General features: G+C 52.6%; 14 protein-coding genes and 2 pseudogenes. 12 read left to right on the forward strand and 4 right to left on the reverse strand.

The genetic code is table 11. From position 1 onward, the window contains the following. Positions 1-35 precede the first annotated feature (35 nt). Entirely contained in the window at positions 36-1109 is a 1074-nt protein-coding gene (locus tag HPY30_11665) for an IS630 family transposase (GenBank protein QYZ66581.1), read from the reverse strand. 52 nt (positions 1110-1161) lie between these two features. After that, positions 1162-4413: a tetratricopeptide repeat protein gene (locus tag HPY30_11670; GenBank protein ID QYZ66582.1), complete on the reverse strand. Its 3252-nt coding sequence runs from the start codon at positions 4411-4413 to the stop codon at positions 1162-1164. 568 nt (positions 4414-4981) lie between these two features. Between HPY30_11670 and HPY30_11675 the strand changes: the two are divergent. Both HPY30_11675 and htpX read left to right on the forward strand, forming a co-directional pair. Then, a pseudogene (locus HPY30_11675) lies at positions 4982-5911 on the forward strand (IS5 family transposase). Positions 5912-6505: 594 nt separating this feature from the next. Beyond that, a pseudogene (gene htpX / locus HPY30_11680) lies at positions 6506-7385 on the forward strand (protease HtpX). Between the two features lie 676 nt (positions 7386-8061). On the opposite strand, the gene nhaR reads toward htpX, so the two are convergent. Further along, positions 8062-8976: a transcriptional activator NhaR gene (nhaR, locus tag HPY30_11685; GenBank protein QYZ66583.1), complete on the reverse strand. Its 915-nt coding sequence runs from the start codon at positions 8974-8976 to the stop codon at positions 8062-8064. 119 nt (positions 8977-9095) lie between these two features. On the opposite strand from nhaR, the gene HPY30_11690 reads away from it, so the two are divergent. The 5 genes from HPY30_11690 to nhaA all read left to right on the forward strand — a co-directional run bounded on the left by HPY30_11690 (position 9096) and on the right by nhaA (position 13705). Further along, positions 9096-9461 (forward strand): HPF/RaiA family ribosome-associated protein, encoded by a 366-nt coding sequence (locus tag HPY30_11690; protein QYZ66584.1) that lies wholly within the window; start codon positions 9096-9098, stop codon positions 9459-9461. A gap of 37 nt (positions 9462-9498) precedes the next feature. Continuing rightward, positions 9499-10155 carry a Bax inhibitor-1/YccA family protein gene (locus tag HPY30_11695; GenBank protein ID QYZ68021.1) on the forward strand — a complete coding sequence of 219 codons (657 nt, stop codon included), beginning with the start codon at positions 9499-9501 and terminating at the stop codon, positions 10153-10155. A gap of 62 nt (positions 10156-10217) precedes the next feature. Then, entirely contained in the window at positions 10218-11090 is an 873-nt protein-coding gene (locus HPY30_11700) for an ion transporter (GenBank protein QYZ66585.1), read from the forward strand. Beyond that, positions 11072-12256 carry a ketose-bisphosphate aldolase gene (locus HPY30_11705; GenBank protein QYZ66586.1) on the forward strand — a complete coding sequence of 395 codons (1185 nt, stop codon included), beginning with the start codon at positions 11072-11074 and terminating at the stop codon, positions 12254-12256. Before HPY30_11700 ends, HPY30_11705 begins: the two co-directional genes overlap by 19 nt. Positions 12257-12343: 87 nt before the next feature. Beyond that, entirely contained in the window at positions 12344-13705 is a 1362-nt protein-coding gene (gene nhaA / locus HPY30_11710) for a Na+/H+ antiporter NhaA (protein QYZ66587.1), read from the forward strand. 96 nt (positions 13706-13801) lie between these two features. Here the strand turns inward: nhaA and HPY30_11715 are convergent, their stop codons facing one another. Further along, on the reverse strand, positions 13802-14668 hold the full coding sequence (locus HPY30_11715; GenBank protein QYZ66588.1) for a YicC family protein: 867 nt from the start codon (positions 14666-14668) through the stop codon (positions 13802-13804). A gap of 296 nt (positions 14669-14964) precedes the next feature. On the opposite strand from HPY30_11715, the gene HPY30_11720 reads away from it, so the two are divergent. From HPY30_11720 to HPY30_11740, 5 genes are all read left to right on the forward strand, one after another. After that, positions 14965-15921, forward strand: coding sequence for a serine/threonine protein kinase (locus HPY30_11720; protein ID QYZ66589.1), 957 nt, complete (start codon positions 14965-14967; stop codon positions 15919-15921). Further along, positions 15918-16817: a serine/threonine-protein phosphatase gene (locus HPY30_11725; GenBank protein QYZ66590.1), complete on the forward strand. Its 900-nt coding sequence runs from the start codon at positions 15918-15920 to the stop codon at positions 16815-16817. Before HPY30_11720 ends, HPY30_11725 begins: the two co-directional genes overlap by 4 nt. A gap of 8 nt (positions 16818-16825) precedes the next feature. Further along, complete coding sequence (gene rph, locus HPY30_11730; protein ID QYZ66591.1) at positions 16826-17542, forward strand: ribonuclease PH; 717 nt, start codon at positions 16826-16828, stop codon at positions 17540-17542. 120 nt (positions 17543-17662) lie between these two features. Continuing rightward, complete coding sequence (locus HPY30_11735; protein ID QYZ66592.1) at positions 17663-18271, forward strand: XTP/dITP diphosphatase; 609 nt, start codon at positions 17663-17665, stop codon at positions 18269-18271. A 79-nt stretch (positions 18272-18350) separates the two neighbouring features. Then, entirely contained in the window at positions 18351-18689 is a 339-nt protein-coding gene (locus HPY30_11740; GenBank protein ID QYZ66593.1) for a PilZ domain-containing protein, read from the forward strand. Positions 18690-18796 lie beyond the last annotated feature (107 nt).

The following is an 18796-nucleotide window of genomic DNA, read 5'->3' on the forward strand; positions in this document are numbered from 1 at the left end:
TTTTATACCAATCTCCCGCCTAGTGGGACATGCGGTTAATTCTGTAATGATTTCTTTGCACGCCCAACAGCCGCCAGAATGTGGCTGGCAGGTTTAGTCCATTTAAAGGGTTTTGCGCTCTCCCTGTTATGAACCTTGATGAACCGCTCCAACTCAGTCTTTAGTTCTGGAACGCTGGTGAACACCCCTCGGTATAACGCACGTCGCTCAAGTTGCGAGAACCAGCCTTCCACGGCATTGAGCCATGATGAACTGGTTGGCGTAAAATGAAGGTGGATGCGCGGTCGGGAGGCCACCCATTCTCGAACAGCCTCTGTCTTGTGAGCACTCAGATTATCCATAATGATGTGCAATTCTCGGTCTGCACGCGTGCGTCTATCAAGTAGTTTCAGAAAAGATAGAAATTTTTTGCTGTTCGTTCGATCCGAAACTTTGCCAATCACTTTTCCAGTCAGTGTGTTAAATGCAGCATAAAGACTGGTGGTGCCGTGTCTTTTGTAATCATGAGTGCGACTGCCGATCCGGCTCGGATTCAATGGTAGTCCAGGTTGGGTACGATCCAATGCCTGAATCTGCGTCTTCTCATCCACGCTGAGAATAACTGCATTCTCAGGAGGATTCATATACAGACCGACAATATCAATGACTTTATCAGCGAACTCAGGATCATTACTGATCTTAAACGTTTTCAGCCGGTGTGGACGCAGATCTGCAGCCTTCCAGATCTGACGAACCTGCCAAGGTGTCACTTCTGCGTATCGAGACATTAACTCGATGCTCCAATGTGTAGATTCCTGTGGAATTCTTTTTGTGGTCAGAAATAGAACTTTGTCGACAGTCGCCTTGTCTATGACCGTAGGACGTCCGCAACGGACTCTTTCAAGTAGTCCATCAACGCCTTCGGCCTCAAATCGATTTCGCCAGCGGTGCACTGTCTTCGCTGATGTCCTTTGGGCAGTTGCAACTTCCATCGGTGTCATCCCTTCACTGAGTTGTAAAATAATCTTGGCTCTCATGATCTGGCCATGAGGAAGGGTTGTTGATCGGCACCACTCTTTTAAAATCCCAGCGGCTTTATCAGTAATCTGAAATGTCTTAGGTAAACGCATTCCATATTTTACACCGTTAACGTTTTAGTTACATTATTTTACGCATGGCCCACTAGGCTGGTTGTTCCATTTCCCTGGCTACATCACCCATTTTCGAATATGAGATATAGAGGTCACGCAAAGCCAGTGGACTCTCTGCGATCTCCACAAGCTGTTCCTTCATATCCATCATTTCAATAAACAGGTCACGGGCCTTTGCAAGATTTCCCAGGGCGAGGGCGGCCTTACCCAATCGCTCAATCGAGAGAGATATATCTCTTAATCCCTGCAAGCTATTTGAAGCTTCGAATATTATACGGTGCAGTTCCAGCGCCTGCTCGTGCCATCCCACAGCAAGTTCCGGCTGTTGGAGTTTTGCGGCCACATCGCCCAGCTTTCCACAGGAAAAAGCATGATCCCGTATTGTTTCTGGGCTGGAAGAGTTTTTCATCAGCAGGCTGGTTATCTTGAATGCCTGCTCATACCAGACCTTCGCATCTTCCGGTTGCTGCATGTCCCTGGTTACGTCTCCCAGTTTTCCATACATGATGGACAAGTCTCGCATGGTTTGCGGATTCTCAGCGTCCTCTGATTGCTGACGGCGTATCTCCAATGCCCGCTCGTACCACGCCTTGGCCGCTTCCTGTTGTTGTGTGATGACGGCCACATTACCCAACCGCTCATAGGCGATTGCCTGGTTCGACAACACTTTAGGGCTCAAAGACTTCTCCACCAGTCCACTGATAATATCCAGCGACTGCTCATACCAGGTACTTGCATCTTTCGGTTGCTGATTGTCTAACACCACATCACCCAAATCCAAGTAGGTGATAGAAAGATCCAATAGCGTTTTGGGACCTGGATATTTCTCTGTCAGCAAGTGGTCTATCTCCAGCGCTTTCTCATACCAGGCTTTTGCCGCATCCGGTTGCTGCATGTTGCGGGCGACCTTACCAAGTTTCTTATTGGCTATGGAAAGATCTCGTAAAGCCTGGGGAGTGACCGCCTCCTCGACAAGAATCTCTTTAATATCCAGCATGTCATGAAAAAACTGTTGGGCTTTTTCGAAATCGTTCATGGCAACGGCAACATCACCCAAACGTTCGAGTGAGAGTGATAAATCCCTCAATGTATCCGGGTTTGACTGACGATGCAGTAGCTGCTCACGTATCTCCAACGATTTCTGATGAAAAGAGTCCGCCTCTTCCAATTGCAGCAAATCAAGCGCCAAACCTCCAAGCTTCCCATAGGCGAAAGAGAGACCCTGAAGGTCTTGCCTGCTTGAAGACTTTTCCGCCAACTGACTGCGTATTGCCAATGACTCCTCATACCATCTCTTTGCCTCATCCAGACGCAACATGTCGGCAGCGATATCACCAAACCGCTCGAAGGAGATAGAGAGGGAGTGCAATGTATCCGGGTCTGGGGATTGTTCTGCCAGTAAACGGTCTATCTCCAATGCCATTTCATGCCACGCTCTTGCCTCGTTGGGTTGCTGCATACCGAAGGCCACTTCACCAAGCAATCCATAAGAGAAGGATAGATTCGATTTCGATTCTTGATTGCCATTCAATCTGTCAAGCTCAATGCAATCAGAGTTTATATTCCGCGCAATGAATATTGCGGCATCATGTTGCTGATGAAGACTCAGGCTGTTGTATATTGCTATTGCATCTCCGAATTCGATATCGCCAGGATCCCACGGTTCCACGAGGCTTTCATAAAATTCCAGCGCATACTGGTAAGCCTGCTGCTCATTGTATTTATAGCGATTTATTCGAACCAGACGAGATAGCGCAACTGCCGAAGCCAGATCTGTATTGATTTCCCTGGCAAGGCTGTCTGAATCTGACCTGCACTCATTCAATACCTTGAGTGCTATTTCACACAGCGTCTCCTCTTCAGCTAAATTCAGATCCAGTGCCTCCAGTCCCTGAGCGAATGAACCATAGTACAGCCAGTGACTCAGCAGTCTGGGCAGGATCTTTTTGAGTTTCTGCTTATGCTCAGGCGACAGTGCTTCGTAGGCAATGCTTTTATAGACCGAATCCGGGAAGCGTGACACCCCGCTCGGGTACCTGACGTTGCGCTGTATGAAGGTCTCCGGATTCTCGAGCGCCGTCCATGGACAGCCATACTTAGGGCCGTGTAGGTAGCGGGAGGTGACCTCTGTCAGTTTCTCGGGAAACTCTATCCCATGGTAGGAGGATAGGCATAATGTCTGGCGATACGGCTCTTTGAGCTGATCAAACCGGTATTGCACCAGCCTGGCGTATTCCAAACCACCGAGCTTTCGGCTCATCCTCTCTTCCCAGCCGTCGATCAGCGGTTGATCGATACTTCGATCCCTGAGATATTCCAGATTGGCGGGCTGATAGAGCATCTTGAGGAACTCATCGAGATAGCGGGCATTATCCGCGAGAGCGTCTTTCTCCCGCTGAAAACCATCGACCACTTTTCCGATCAGGCGCCTCCGCTGTTCTTCATCCCGATAGATGCCGGGTAAAGCGGTCTTCAGTATCCCGGATAAATCAAACTGGCCCAGCCTGATGATCGACCGCTCCCACTCCCCCCAACCATGATAGTTCGGGTTAGTGGTTCTTGCGTAAGGTTCAATAATTTCCGCCTTATCGCCAGACTCCAATAGATACGGCACACCATCGCCTGAAAGCCTGAGTCTGTTCCAGTCTTCTTCCCAGTGGGTCAGGATGATCATGATTGGCCAATGCTCCTGTCTGGCAAGCCGCATGATCTTCCCCAGTAACTCAAGCAGGTCTGTATTGGGCCGGGATTGGTGGTCTTGCTTACAGACGATCCATTGCGCATCATCGATGAACAGAACCATGGGTATCCTTTCTATGTCACTGTTGTCCGGATTCATCAGCATCGAGAGGTTCTCGACAACTTCGTCTACAAACTCTTTTTTCTCTTTCCGTTCGCGCTCAGTGTGGGTCAGTTTCTCCTCCTTCCTGATGCCGATCGCCTTGTTGATTGCCCCCGCAATGCCTTTGCCGATTTCATAATAATCTTTGGCGGTTTCAATCAGGGTTAGCTTACTGATTGTCACTAACGCCAGATTCATCACCTCTTGGCTTATTGCGTTACGCACTTCCCTTTTCTGACGCGCCATTTCCATCGAAAACAGATGGCTGGATAGTACTCGCACCGAGTCATTCAACACCGGCTTGCAGGTCGACTTTTCGGTGGTTTGATCAGGCAGCTGGACACCCCACCAAAGAAAAGGCAACCGTTGTTCCAAATCCACTTGGTCGAATGGCGGATTAACCGTAAGCGTGTCATTGTTCCTGCCGATGAGGGGGGCCAATACCGGCAGCCATCAGTCTGATGCCGTTTGACTATTTCCTCATAAAACTTGTGCACGAGCCGGGTTTTGCCAAAACCGGAATTGGCCAGGAGAATGGTCAGCTGGGGCTGTATCTCCTCAACTCGCTGAAAGTCGGAAACCTTTTTCCATCTTTCCATGAGAAGACCCAGTTCACCGCGCTCTACATAAACATCTCTCCACCGATAGGTTTTATGTTCGAGCTCTGCCTCTAGGCCGACATCATTCGTGTCCTGCCGCTCAAATTCATCGAACAGGCAACTCAGTTTTTCTGGGTCTGGTTTTGACATTAATATTCAGCCCCTGGGAGTCAGTTGGATTTACCGTTTCAATTTGATAAAAATATAGTAAATCCACAGAATTTATAAAATAGGGGGCGCACCACGTATATCGTTTTTGATTGGAGAGAAAACCGTGACCTGCCGCCTATTACTGCTGATTTGCCCACCATTCACGACAGTTTTTCAGTCGTATATACACTTAGGGAGACTCTGAACAAGTTCCCTAACATGCGAGAATACTGGCACCGGTACAGCAAACGAGCAACAGCATGGATCAGCTGAGTTTTTCAGATGCCGAATACAATGGAAAGCGGAAACAGACACGCCGGGAGAAGTTCCTGGGCGAGATGGAGCAGGTGGTTCCCTGGTTGCGTCTGGAACGCCTGATCGAGCCGCATTACCCTAAGGCGGGTAACGGTAGGCGGCCGTATCCACTCTCTGCGTTGTTGCGCATCTACTGCTTGCAGCAATGGTATAGCTTCAGTGACGCTGCTGCCGAAGATGCACTCTACGAAATCACTTCCATGCGCCACTTTACGCGGTTATTGCTGGCCAAAGGCAATATGCCGGATGAAAGCACCATTCTTCACTTTCGACATCTGTTGGAAAAGCACAATCTGACCGCATCCCTGTTTGCAGAGGTCAATACCCACCTACGAGACAAAGGCCTCATGCTCCGGCAGGGAACGCTGGTCGACGCGACGATCATCGATGCCCCCAGTTCCACAAAGAACAAAGAACGGAAGCGCGATCCAGAGATGCATTAGACGTGCAAAGGCAATCAGTGGTACTTCAGCATGAAAGCCCATATCGGCGTCGACATGGACAGTGGCCTGGTTCACCACATGACAGGAACAGCGGCCAACACCAGCGACATCAGTGAGACCCACAATCTTCTCCATGGTGAAGAAGAGATGGCGTTTGCTGATGTGGATTACATTGGTATTGAGAAACGTGAAGAGATGAAGGACTGCAAAGTCACTTGGCATGTTGCGATGAAGCGTGACAGGTGAAAGCAACTGAAAGAAGAAGGTGGCGAGCTGGGTGAAGCCAATGAAGCCGTCGAAAAGGCGAAAGCTGGCATCCGTGCATTCGTCGAACATCCCTTTCGCGGATTGGCTAAGAACACCGCACAACTGCACATGCTGTTTGCGCTGGGGAATCTTTACATGGCGAGACGAGAATTGATGGTTTCGTAGTGGGTAATTTGCCTGGGATTCGTCTCCGGAGCGCTAAAGCGGCGAAAAAGTCTCCGACTCACTCGAAAATGGTCTTTTATCCGATCACATGGCGATTTTTCCGAGTTTGGAGCTGGATTTTTAGAAAAACTGGAACTTAATCAGGGGTTCCTTAGGGTTACCAATGTGGAAACCTTGCACATAGTCCACCCCGGTCTAGCGTAGACGTTCGAGTATCACCTCGTTCCCCCACATATTCAGCGATGGTTTTTTTGCCCAAAACACGGCCAATCTCATTAATGGCATTGGCCATCGCCAGATCGAGCGGCACGTTACAGCGCACTTTCAAAGGTCACCTTGACGCAGAACAGTTTCAGGAAATACGCAACAGTAAAACAAGAATTTAGCATTGGAACATAACCGCCGTAAAGAAGAAATTGCAGAGTAGTCATAAGCGAATCATTAACCTTCAGAACGAAATATTCGGAAGATACGACATTAGTACTTCAAATATACGAATTATCATGCTTCCACTCTCACAGTATTATATTTTTGTCGTGCTGCCAGATACGTAATATCATGCGGACATATTCTAAATGTAATACAGGTAAATCCATGAAACGAATTTTACTATTCCTGATGACCAATATCGCCATCATGGTGGTATTAAGCATTACATTGAGAGTTTTCGGCGTAGACAGCATATTGGCTGAGAATGGTTCAGATCTTGATATTCAAGCATTGGTAATCCTTTCTGGTGTGATCGGCTTTGGTGGCTCTTTTATTTCATTGCTATTGTCCAAATGGATGGCAAAACGTATGACTGGAGCGGTGGTGATAACCACCCCATCGTCAAATATTGAAAGATGGCTAGTCAGCGCTGTTGAAAAGCAGGCAAAAATCGTTGGTATTAAGACGCCGGAAGTGGCTATTTTTCCATCAGCTGCAATGAATGCATTTGCAACGGGAGCATCTAAAAACAATGCTCTGGTAGCAGTATCTCAAGGCTTGCTTGATAACATGTCGCAAGGGGAAGTTGAAGCTGTAGTAGGACACGAAATGAGCCATGTCGCCAATGGCGACCTTGGCGTTAATTCAGGGAGTAGTCAATACTTTTGTGGTTTTTTTGTCACGGGTCGTTGGACACATTGTTGACCGTGTGATTTAGAAAAACAATCAGGGGCATGGCATCGGCTACTTTGTGACTGTGATGGTGGCGCAGGTTGTTTTATCAATTCTTGCATCAACAATTGTGATGTATTTTTCCAGAAAGCGTGAATTCATTGCTGATACCGGTGGCGCAGATTTGGCTGGACATCAGAATATGATAAATGCACTTAAACGTTTGGGGCAGGTAGAACCTGAAGCCCTACCGGAACAAATGGCAGCCTTTGGCATTAATGATAAAGGTGGAATTATGGCATTGTTTTCATCACATCCTCCTATCGAAGCAAGGATAGTGGCTCTGGAAGAAAGGGCAAAGGGTCGTCCATAAATCATGGAAATTGAAGTCGCGCCGTTAAGGAACCTCTGAATAAGTCTGGGCCGTTCAGATTGTGAGATGAAATGCGCGGATTTGAGGCGAGAATCGCACGTACTAGCTGGCTATTGCGAAGATTCTCAACGAAAAAGCCGTGTGTTTCAGCCACAAGATGTAGGTCCATGACTTGTTCAGAGGTTCCTTAAACTAATCTCCCTACCTTCAGCGCCGTTTTTCAGACTCAGCGAGGGTGGCTGAAGGGAATTGCCAGCTTCGGCGCCCTTGTCTCCAGGTGGGTCAGTATCCTCTTGATGACATCAGGATCTTCGATACACGGTCGCTCCGCCACAGATCGAGCAAACCTAGATGTCGATACCGAACACCCGCTTCAGGCGTTGTGCCCAGGTCGTCGACGCGTGAACATTAGGGACAGACCACGGGTTTTCTGAAACACATCAAAATCAACACACTGATATTTTTGGGCGCCCCTAGAGATAAGAGTCCGATCCGAATTCTCATCATTCCAAATTCTGGATATGCTCATCGAATATGTGGCTAACTGACTATTTTTAAGTCTCTTTTTTAAGATCCGAATAAAAGTGGTTTTCCTCGACTTTGCCAGCAAACCCGATATCGGCATAGAGTTTAAGTACCGCTGAAGCACCCGCACCCATTTTCCTTTTATGACTTTTCATCGCTGCACCGCTGAATCACCCAGCACCAACCATTCGCGCGCCGTCTCGGTGATCGCGGCAACCGCCGGGTGAGAGATCTTGCGTTCCACGGAAATCGCATAGAACTGTTTTTGCACCTGTTCCGTCTGACCGATCACCTCTACTCCGTACTGTTTTTCAACCTCCGACGAGATCGGCGTGGGTGCGATAAAGACACCGGCCCCGGCTTGGCCGAAGGCCTTCATCAGGGCGCTGTCGTCAAACTCCCCGACAATCCTCGGGTTCACCTGCTGCTCTTCAAACCATTTCAGCAACTCCCCATGGATCGCGGTCATTTCACCTGGCAACAGCATGGGTGCGCCATCCAGGCTACGCGGAAAATCCTTGCGCAGTTTTTTTGCCTGCTGCGGAACCGCTAAAAAGGAGATGCCACACTCTCCCAAGTGGTGGTTGAAACCACGCACCTTGGCGCTCGCAGGCACCGGCCCATCTGCGATCACCAGGTCGACACGGTGTACCGCCAAGTCGGCCAACAGCGCATCCAGGGTATTTTCCCGGCATATGATGCGTACCGGCTGCGACATCTCCAGGGACGGGGCCAGCAGGCGATAGGCAATCGATTTGGGAACCACGTCCGCCACGCCCACCTTGAACACCAGCGGCCGGCTGGAAGGAAAGTTGCGAATCAACTCCTCCAACTCCATGCCCAGTGAAAATATTTCGTTGGCATACGCCTGAACCTGCCGCCCGGTTTCCGTGAGTTCCAGACTTCGGCCCACACGGTTGAACAGCGGCTCGCCCAGGCTCTCTTCCAGAAGGCTGAGTTGTCCACTGATGGTCTGAGGTGTGAGATGCAGGCGCTCGCAGGCTCGGGCAATACTGCCCTCTTTTGCAACCATCCAAAAATAGTGAAGGTGTTTATAATTAATCATCGCCGACCAATACTTCGTAATTACCGATCTATTGTAGCGCTTAATTCGACTATTACGAATTTAAGAAGCAGCCTAACCTAAAACCAGTTTTTCACTTTCTGAAAATAGGAGAAGCGAGAATGCAGATTGATCTTCAGGCACGCAGTTTTTCCTTGACCAAAGCCTTACGTGAACACACCAAGCGGCGACTGGGTTTTGCGTTCGGTTCACGAGACGCTGACATCCAGCGTGTTGCAGTACGCCTGTCCGACATCAACGGGCCGCGTGGCGGCGTGGACAATCAATGTCGCATCCAGGTCGTGCTGCCAGGCCTGCCCGACGTGGTCATCGAAGACATCGACATGGATATGTATGCAGCGATCGACCGTGCGGCCGATCGCGCCAGCTGCGCAGTGTCACGAAAGCTGGCACGTCAACGCGACAGGGAACGAGCAGCTCCATTTGCCCTCAACCTCCTCCCCGACGAAGCCACTGTATCAAGCTGACGCACCCAACAGGACACACAGCATGAACACTTATCAAATGAATTCCACGGCGGCCACCCAGGCCTCTACCCTGTCCTCCAACAAGGTCATTCGCAACACTTATACACTGCTGTCCATGACACTACTGTTCAGCGCATCGACCGCCGGTGTATCGATGAGCCTGAACCTGCCCCATCCGGGTCTACTGGTTACACTCGCTGGCTATTTCGGCCTGCTGTTTGCCACAACGAAGTTCCGCAACAGTTCGCTGGGGATTGGCTTCGTCTTCGCGTTGACAGGCTTTATGGGCTACACCCTGGGTCCGATACTGAATGCCTACCTTGCGCTGCCCAACGGAGGCCAGACGGTGATGACAGCCATGGGCACCACCGGCATGATCTTCCTTGGCCTTTCCGTCTACGCACTGACCAGCCGCAAGGACTTCAGCTTCATGGGCGGCTTCCTCATGGTGGGCATCCTGGTGGCTTTCCTGGCCGGTCTTGGCGCCGTGTTCTTCGAGATGCCCGGCCTGTCACTGGCCGTCTCCGCCATGTTCGTGTTGCTCATGTCAGGGCTGATCCTGTACGAGACCAGCAACATCATCCACGGTGGCGAAACCAACTACATCATGGCTACCGTCACTCTGTTTGTTTCCATCTTCAACCTGTTCACCAGCCTGTCGCACTTGCTTGGCTTCATGAACAGTGACGAATAACGCAGGAAACACAGAGAGAACCCACAGGGCCGAAAGGCCCTGTGGGTTTGTGTGGAATCGCCATGCCAAGCACACAGCCATTAGTGCAGAAATATCTGGCCATCTTGGTCAACGCCCCCCTGTTCAGGCATTCGATCATCAGCCTCATCCTGCTCAATGCGGCAATCCTGGGTCTGGAGACGAGTGCCTCGCTGCAGGCGAGCTATGGTGACTGGTTTGAATTCGGCCACCAGCTGATCCTCGCGGCGTTCATCGTCGAGGCAATAATCAAAATCGGCGCGGTGGCCCCGCGCATTGGCCTCTATTTCCGCGATGGCTGGAACCTGTTTGATTTCAGCGTCATCCTGCTCTCCCTGCTGCCCGCCTCCGGCGAGCTTGCCATGATCGCCCGTCTTGCGCGCCTGCTGCGGGTGCTGAGATTGATCTCCACCATTCCGGAGCTGCGCCTGATCGTTACCACCCTGATGCGCAGTATCCCGGGCATGGGACACGTTCTGCTGCTCATGTCGATCATCTTTTACGTTTACGCCATTGCCGGCTTCCACCTGTTCCATGTCCACGACTCGCAACACTGGGGAACCCTCGGAACCGCGGCGCTAACCCTGTTCCGCGTAGTCACCCTCGAAGACTGGACCGACGTGATGTACACCGCGATGGAGCTGCACAGCTGGGCCTGGCTCTACTTTGTCAGTTTCATCTTTGCCGGCACCTTCGTGATCATCAACCTGTTCATCGCGGTTGTGCTCAACAATCTGGAGAAGTCCAAGGCGGAAGAACTCGAAGCGCTGCGACGACCTGTTTCACGCGATGAACTGTTTGCAGAACTGGCCGCAACCCAACAGGCGCTGGCCAGACTGCGCACGCAACTGGAAAACACACCCACAACCCCACCCTCTAACACAGTAGGTAACACACCATGCCACTCGTCGCCATGAAAGAGATGCTCCAGCATGCCTATGACAACGGCTATGCGATTGGGGCATTCGACCTGATCAGCCTTGAATTTCTTGAAGGCATCATGCAGGCAGCCGAACGTTGCCATTCACCGGTAATTCTCAGCCTGGCCGAATCCCATTTCGAATACTTTGATTTCGACCAGATCATGCCCGCCGTTGAGACTGCTGCGCGTCGCTCAACAGTGCCGGTTGCCATCCACCTCGATCATGGCGACAGCCTGGAATCAGCCGTTCGCGCAATCAACGCAGGCTGTAACGGGGTGATGGTCGATACCTCACATCAATCACTTTCCGACAATATAAACAGCACCCGCGCCATCGTGGACATGGCGCGTGACTGTGGAATTCCCGTCGAGGGCGAGCTGGGCTACGTCCCGGGTGTCGAAGGTGAGGATGCACAACGACATCCCGGTGAAATTGCCTACACCACGGTTGATGAGGCAATGCAGTACGTTGAGGAGACCGGGGTGGACTTTTTGGCCGTCTCCATCGGTACGGTCCACGGTCGCATGCAGGGTGAGCCAAAGCTGGACATCGCCCGCCTGGCGGGCATCAACGAAGTACTGCAACTGCCGCTGGTGATTCACGGCGGAACAGGCCTGAGCCCGGAGCAGTTCCAAAGCCTGATCGCGCACGGTGTCGCCAAGATCAATTATTTCACCGCGCTTGCCGATGCCGCTGCGGGTTGCATACATGAGAATGCCCGAGCCCTGCCGCAAGGGGGATACAGCGACTTGGTAAAAGGGGTCAATCATGCCATCAGCGCCGAGGTGGAGCATTGCCTGCGCCTATGGGGCAGCGTTGGCCGATCTGAGGAAGTGCTGGCTTACTGCGTGCCCTGGGAACCGGTGGAGCATCTGATCATCTACAACGTCGCCGGGATCGATGAGAAGCAGGCCCATGGCATGATCGCTGAAGGAAGAGAGGTGCTGTGCAAAATCCCCGGAGTACTCGATGTGGTCACCGGCCAGGCCATCAAAGAGGATGCACAATTCCGCTATACCTGGCTGGTGCGTTTTTGCCATGCCTCGGTCATCGACAGCTACCGGGAACACCCACTGCATGTCGCCTTTGCCGACCGGAAATTCCGCCCGGTTGCCGGGGAGCGAATCAGTATCGATTATCAGCTATTCTCCCACGGATGAGCTGGCTCCCGCGACGGAGGCCCAAAATAACTGGGCGGGGGTAGCTTCCGCCACCACATCCCCGATACAACAATACCGGTACCACAGATGAGCAAGATAGACGGAAATGAACACACAGCCCCTTGGGAAAAGGCCTTCGACAGTGTACTGACGCCACTGGAAGAGTTTATTCATCGCCAGACCACTAGCGGCATCCTGCTGATGGTGTGTGCGATCGCGGCGATCATTCTTGCCAACACCCACTGGAATGAAAGCTACCACCACATTCTGCAGTCCACGCTGACCGTTGGCCTGGAGGGCTTTCAACTTTCCAAGTCACTGCATCACTGGATCAATGACGGCCTGATGGTCTTGTTCTTTCTCGTGGTCGGGCTGGAACTGAAACGCGAGTTGCTGGTTGGTGAGCTTGCCGATCCCAAGCAGGCACTGTTGCCGATCGTCGCCGCCATCGGTGGCATGCTGGCTCCGGCACTGATCTACCTCGCGTTCAATCCCGCAGGCCACACACTGGATGGCTGGGGCATACCCATGGCGACCGATATCGCTTTTGCCCTGGGAACGCTGGCACTGCTAGGCAACCGGGCCCCCAAAAGCTTGCTGATGTTCCTAGTGGCCCTGGCAATCGTCGATGACCTGGGCGCTGTCATGGTAATCGCCCTGTTCTACACCGAAACTTTGAATTTTACTGCCCTGGGCCTGGCTGCAGGCATGATCGTGCTATTGATCACGATGAACCGTGGCGGTGTACGAACCCTGATGCCTTACATGCTGGTCGGGCTGGTGCTGTGGATTGCCATGCTGAAGAGTGGGGTCCACGCCACACTTGCGGGCGTCATGCTGGCCTTCATTATTCCGATGCGGCCCAAGTACGACCCGAAACGTTTCCTGTCGCAGATTCACGACAAGGTCGACCAGATCAAGAATGCCTACGCGCGCGAAGAGAACATCATCAAGAACGATGAACTCCGCGCACGGGTACAGGCACTCGGTGACGGGGTACGACTGGTTCAGGCCCCTGCTCAATCTCTGGAACACAAACTGCACCTGCCTTCCGCCTATCTCGTCATCCCCATCTTTGCTCTGGCCAACGCGGGCATTCCCATCGACTGGTCGTCGCTTGGCGGCATTGTCACTCACCCGGTATCGCTGGGCGTCGGGGCTGGCCTGATTCTCGGCAAGTTGATAGGGATTGCCGGATTTACTTGGGTGGCGGTCAAACTCGGGTTAAGCGAGCTGCCACAAGGCCTGAACTTCAAGCACATCGTTGGCGTGGCGTTGATGGGCGGTATCGGCTTTACCATGTCGATCTTCATCGCCGAACTGGGATTCGCCCACCATGCCGAGGACCTGCTGATGGCAAAAACAGGGATCCTGTTCGCTTCGCTCATTGCCGGTGTATCCGGTTTCCTCTGGCTCTACCTGACCGCTGACAACAAGGAGTCACATTGAACAGGAGATAACAAACCAACCTTTGATAACCTGAAATATTTTGGGTCAGTGTAATAACATTGAAATACAACCGGAATGATCGAAGGCTCGGGCTAATCATTCCAAATTTTGGATCTGCTCCCGCATCTGTTCGATGAGGACCTTCATCTCCACCGCAATGCGGGTGATTTTTACATCGTTAGACTTGGAGGTCAGGGTATTGGCCTCCCGGTTCAACTCCTGCATCAGAAAGTCGAGACGCCGTCCGATGGGTTCATCGGCGGATAGCACACGTTCAACCTCTGCAAGATGCGTGTCGAGGCGGTCCATCTCCTCATCCACATCCAACCGTTGGGCGAGCAGGGCCATCTCCTGCTCCAGCCGGGTTTCGTCCAACTCATCCATGACCTCCAGCAGGCGCGCGCGGATGCGCTCCTTGACCTTTTCCAGGACCTCCGGCATCAGTTTGCGGACCTGATCCACCTGTGTCTGCATCGCCTGTCGGCGCTGCCGGATGATCTCGCCGAGTCGTCGGCCTTCGCGTTGGCGATTTTCCAACAAACCTTCGAGGGTGACGTCCAGCAGCTCCATCGCCTGTTTTGTTACCGGCGTGAAGTCCCGCTCCTGTTCTTCAAGGACACCGGGCCAGCGCAGCAGGTCCATGGGTTTCACGAAAGAGTCCATGTGTAAGATACCCGCAACCTCTGCATCGGCGGTTATCAGTTGCTCAACCATGCGTCGGTTGACAGTCAGCCCGGCCTCCGCATCTTTTCCCGGCTTGAATTTCAGCGAACAGTCCAGCTTGCCACGCCCCAGCCTCGCACTGAGTCGCTCGCGTACTTTTGTCTCCAGGACACGCAACTCTTCTGGCAGTCTTACGAAGGCCTCAAGGTAGCGGTGGTTGATGGAGCGGATCTCCCAACTCATTACACCGAGTTCTCCCCGGTACTCTTCCCGCGCAAAAGCGGTCATACTGCTGATCATCTGTCTAACCTGAAGGTTGGTGGGCCATTTTATTGACCCTGAGGAATCTGTTTTAGGAACTCCTGAATAATTGGGTTACGGTCATCTCGACCATAGGGAGAGATCTCAAACTACATTGCTGTCAATAGGTTATGTGGATTGAGATTTCTCGCTGTGCTCGAAATGACAATTAATCAGAGATTCCTCAGGGTTTCGTGAAGTGTGTATCATAATGCGATTCGCCGGGATGTTGGAGCCACTATTTTCTGAAACCGGTCTTATAATTAGAAAGCATACGCCCGAAATAAAATTTATTGATGGAAAAAGCCCGCGACAGTTTGCCTTCAGGCACCGTTCTCGACTGTTACGTGATCATGAAACTGGTCGCGAGTGGCGGCTTCAGCCTGATTTACCTGGCGGAAGACGAGGATACCCAGGACGAGGTGATCATCAAGGAGTTTCTGCCAAAGAAACTGGCCAAACGTGGGGAGGGTCTTCAGGTCGAGGTCATCGACCCGAAACAGATCGATAATCTTAGCCGCAGTCGTCGGCTTTTCTACCAGGAAGCCAAGGTGCTTGCTTCCCTGAGGCATCCGAACATCGTGCAGGTGCGGGGGTTTTTCCTGGCTAACGATACCGGCTATCTGGTGATGGATCACGAACGTGGCAAGAACCTTGCGAGTTATATAAAAAAACGCAGCGGTGGTCTCAGTACCCGTTTTATGCTGACGGTTTTCCCTCCCATCCTGGATGCCCTTGATCTGATCCATTCCAGTAATCTGCTGCATCTCGATATCAAACCCAGCAATATTCATCTGCGTACAGGCGGCAACCCGCTGTTGCTCGATTTCGGTGCGGTCTATCAGGTGGAAGAGAGTGGCGGCGGTCGCAGTGGGCGGGTGGTCACCAGCGGGTTTTCCCCGGTGGAACAGTATTACCAGTCAGGTGATGTCGGACCCTGGAGTGATGTCTATGCCATCGGTGCAAGCATGCGGGCCTGTCTGGACGGCAAGTCGCCACCCTCTGCCATCGAGCGTCATGCAGATGACAAGCTGAAGCCGGCAACCCGGGTCTATCGCCGTCGTTATCCCGCTTACCTGCTGGAGGCGATTGATTGGGCGATGGAGGTAAACCAGACTGAGCGGCCGCAAAATGCCGGAGAGCTGCTGACTGCGCTGCAGAGCAAATCAAAGCTGAAAGAGAGCCGCGATGATACTGGTAGTAGTGATCTGTCGCGACATTCGTTCATTAAAGGCGGGAGTCTCTCTACATGAAGTATGAAACCGCTCATTGCACCCTGCTTGGGAATCGCCGGATGAATCAGGACCGCTGCCTGATTCTGGAGGCACCCGATGCCATGCTGGTGGCTCTGGCCGACGGTATGGGCGGTCACCCGCGTGGCGAAATGGCGGCGCAGATTCTTATGGACACCTGCCGAAGAGCTTTCCTCACCAGCCGCAAGCCGATCTCAGGTCCTCGGGTTTTTCTCAGCGGATTGATGGAGATGGCGCATCGCCGCATCCTTGATTACGGTCGTGAGCAGGAACCCCACATTGAACCACGTACCACTGCAGTGCTCTGTTTGATCCAGGAGGGGCAGGCCTTCTGGGCCCATGTTGGCGACAGCCGGCTCTATATTATGCGCGACAATGTCATTCTCTCCCGTACCGAGGATCACTCCTATGTGGAGCAGTTGCGGCAGCAGGGCATCATCTCCGCCGCGCAGGTCCAAACCCACCGGTTTCGCAACTACGTGACCCGGTGCCTCGGTGGTATCTCCAACCGTCCTGTGGCGGAACTTGGGGAACCGCATCGTCTGGAGGAGGGGGATGTCGTGCTGCTCTGCTCAGATGGTTTTTGGGGAAAATTGCCGGCGCGTCCAATGGTGGATGCGTTTTTTCGTGCTGATCAGGCATTGCAGTCAGCCGTCAACCAGCTCTCATCACTGGCAGAGAGTAATGGTATGCCGGAGAGTGATAATGTCACTGCAGTGGCTGTACGCTGGCGGCGAGACACTATCGATCTTCGACCCACTGACTTGGGCATGACTTTAGTGGATAATGCCGCCGGCACAGCGCGTCTGCCACGTAGCGAGCATGAGATAAAACAAGCTATCGAAGAGTTGCGCGACGTTGTCGATATTCATCATGACCTGAAATCAAAGGAGTAACCCATCCAATGAGACCTTCCGGACGTCAGCCCACCGATCTGCGGGCTGTCAAGATTACCCGTGGTTACACAAAGCATGCGGAGGGCTCCGTGCTGGTGGAGTTTGGCGATACCAAGGTCATCTGCACCGCTTCGGTGGAGGCGCGAGTGCCGCGTTTTCTGAAGGGCAAGGGCCGGGGTTGGGTGACTGCTGAATACGGCATGCTACCTCGTTCCACCACTGACCGCATGGGGCGTGAAGCTGCCAGGGGAAAACAGGGTGGTCGCACGTTGGAGATTCAGCGGCTTATCGGTCGCTCCCTGCGGGCGGCAGTTGACCTTGAGGCGCTGGGGGAGCGCATGATTGCCATCGACTGTGATGTGATTCAGGCGGATGGAGGCACTCGGACTGCCTCCATTACTGGAGCCTGTGTTGCGTTGGTGGACGCTATCTCCCATCTTCGTGAGCAGGATCTGCTGGAGAGAAATCCACTGGTGAATATGATTGCCTCTGTCTCAGTGGGTGTCTTCCAGGGCACTCCGGTATTGGATCTGGACTATGCAGAGGATTCCAATGCCGAGACCGATATGAATGTGGTGATGAACGACAAGGGCGGCTTTATCGAGGTACAGGGGACCGCCGAAGGCGATGCCTACAGTCGCGAAGAGCTTAATGCCATGCTTGATCTTGCCGATCAGGGTATCCGGCAACTGCTCGAGATCCAGCAGGCCGCTTTGAGCGACTAAACTCCGCAGTTCCAGAGAATATATCCAAATTCTTGGGTCTAATTTCCCGCCGCGATGACTCCGCTGACAGGTAAGTCGTGGCGGGGTATCACTCCACAACTCAATTTCAGGAAAGAGAGCATGACCAGCCGTCACACCGGAGAGCGAATCGTTCTTGCCAGTAATAATGCCGGCAAGGTGCGCGAGATCAACCAACTGCTTGCCACCGGGCAGATCGAGGTGGTGCCGCAGCGCGACTTCGAAATCCCTGATGCGGTGGAGGACGGTCTCAGCTTCGTCGAAAATGCGATCAAAAAGGCCAGGCATGCATCACGCTTGAGCGGCCTGCCAGCCATTGCTGATGACTCGGGTATCGAAGTCGATGCACTCAAGGGTGCGCCAGGCATCTACTCCGCCCGTTTTGCGGGGGAGGGTGCATCGGACCAGGCAAATCTGGAGAAGCTGCTGGAGAGCCTGAAGGATGTACCGGAGGAGGCCCGTACCGCCCGTTTCCAGTGCCTTCTGGTCTATATGCGCCATGCAGAGGATCCCACTCCGATCATCTGTCAGGGAACCTGGGAGGGCCAGGTGCTCTTTGAGGCCAAGGGCGACAATGGCTTCGGCTATGACCCGGTCTTCTATGTCCCCACTCACAACTGCACCTCAGCAGAACTTCCGGCAGAGGTGAAGAACAGCCTCAGTCATCGTGGCCAGGCCTTGCAGAAGTTGCTTGCAGCCCTGACTGAATAGAAAGTTTTCTAAAGAAACCGGCTGGAATGCCGACAACCCTGTAACGAGCAGGTGTTTTTTCGCAGAAAGGATATCAAAAATGCAAAATAAAGCGAGGGGAACTGAAAGGCATGTGGCTTCTTTTCAGGTTGAGTTGCGATACAAAACAGGGGGCTGCGTTCCAGCCCTGATCAGAAATATCTCACCTGAAGGGGTGCATATGGAGATTGAGACGGCACCCGTAGGGATCGGCGCCGAACTTGATCTGACATTTACGCTGGAGGGTGAAAATTGGCGTGTCCCTGCAGTAGTCATACACTCCAATCCAACGGGGATGGGAGTGATGTTTAGAAACCCGGAACACCGCCTGTTCAAGGTCGTCACAGCACCGTTGCAGCGTCCCATTTCACCGATGGCGGGCAGAGTGATGCTGAGTTAATGCGAGGCAGGTCGGCTAGAGGTTGCAGCTCGCCTTACAGACATCTGAAGTAAAAAAACAGCAACAAAAAAGCCCGCGTTTCCGCGGGCTTTTTTGTTGAAAGTCCT

The organism is Gammaproteobacteria bacterium (ex Lamellibrachia satsuma) (assembly GCA_019623805.1).
Taxonomy (GTDB): Bacteria; Pseudomonadota; Gammaproteobacteria; order Chromatiales; family Chromatiaceae; genus QGON01.